The 1,682-nt window shown below is 66.2% G+C and carries 1 protein-coding gene; it reads left to right on the forward strand.

Going from position 1 to position 1,682, the window contains the following annotated elements:
* Window positions 1–1,682, forward strand: a 1,682-nt coding sequence (locus EN749_RS38000; RefSeq protein WP_189367946.1) for a C-5 cytosine-specific DNA methylase, incomplete at both ends; no start/stop codon positions are given.

The raw sequence follows: 1,682 nt of genomic DNA on the forward strand, positions 1-1,682 counted from the left end.
ATTCCGGGCTGGGTAGAGCGCATACAGAGCAGCGGCGGCGGCATCGACGTGGTCATCCTTGAGAACGTCGAAGAGTTCCAGACCTGGGGGCCGCTGCTCGACACCGAACGCGGGCTGATGCCGGATCCTGACGCGCGCGGCGAGACGTTCCAGAAATGGTGCAAGGCGCTGCGCCGGCTCGGCGGCAAGATCGAGCATCGCGAATTGCGCGCATGCGACTATGGCGCGCCGACGATCCGCAAGCGGCTGTTCGTCATCGTGCGCTTCGATGGGGAGAAGATCGTCTGGCCGAAGCCGACCCATGGCAAGCCGGACGATCCCGATGTCCTCGCCGGGCGCAAGCTGCCATGGCGCACCGCGGCGGAAATCATCGACTGGTCGCTACCATGCCCGTCGATTTTCGATTCCGGCGCCGAGATCATGGAGAAGCTCGGCCTGCGCGCCGTGCGCCCACTGGCCGATGCCACGATGAGCCGCGTGGCGCGTGGCGTCGACCGCTATGTGCTGAAGGCGAAGCGGCCGTTTCTGGTGAACCTGACGCATGGCGTCCGGCTTGAACCGGTCGACGATCCCTTCAACACGATCACCGGGGCGCATCGCGGGGAAAAGGCGGTGGTCGCGCCGTCGGTCATCCGCTTCAACACCGGCGCCACCGGACATGATGCCCGTGAGCCGCTGGCGACGATTACGGCCAATAGCTTCAAGAAACGGCTTGGCGGTGCTGCTCCGCTCGGCGTTGTCGCGCCCGTACTCTCCTATGCCCAGCAAGGTGGCGCCAACCGCAGCGTCGAGGATCCGGCGCACACGATCACCGCCAGCACGAAAGATCAGAACACGCTCATAGCGCCGACGCTGATCCAGATGGGTTATGGCGAGCGGGAAGGTCAGGCACCCCGCACGCTCGATATCGGCGCGCCGATCGGCACCGTGGTTGCCGGCGGCGTCAAACATGCGCTGGCGGTGCCAACACTGGTCGGCTGTGGCGGCAGGGCCGGGCAGAGCCGCGCGCGTGGCGGCGACGAGCCTATGGCGACACAGACGGCCAAAGCCGATGTTTGCGTCGCAGCGGCCTTCCTTGCCCAGAACAACTACCAGGAGCCGGGCCATGACGCCCGCGAGCCGCTGTCGACCATCGTGCAGAAGGGCAGCACGCAAAGCGTTGTCGCCGCCTCGCTGATGAGCATGAAGGGCAGCGAGCGCCGGGATGGTGCCGTCGATTCGCCACATCCGACAGTGACGGCTGGCGGTGGCAAAGGTGGCGCCACGGCAGTCATTGCGCCGCACCTGATGACCATGCGCAATGCTGGCAAGCCGTTTAACGGCGCCGACGAGCCGACGCATACGATCACCGCCGGCGGTGCCGGGATCAGCGTCGTCGCGCCGTTCATGCAGAAGTACTACGGCACCGGTGATGGCGCGCGTGTAGACGAGCCTTGCCATTCGGTGACCACAAAGGACCGCTTCGGCTTCGTCGAGGGGGAAATCGGCTGGCCGCCCTTCACCGACGAGCAGGCGGCACGGGCGCGCCAGGTCGCCGCATTCATGCGCGCGCACGGCTTCTGGGACAATCGCGAGTTCGTCACGGTCGAAATCTCGGGCGACCTCTTCACCATCGTCGACATCGGCATGCGCATGCTGACGCCGCGCGAGCTGTTCTCGGCGCAGGGCTTTCCGCCCGACTA

It is taken from the genome of Mesorhizobium sp. M7A.F.Ca.ET.027.02.1.1, assembly GCF_004022985.1.
Taxonomy (GTDB): Bacteria; Pseudomonadota; Alphaproteobacteria; order Rhizobiales; family Rhizobiaceae; genus Mesorhizobium.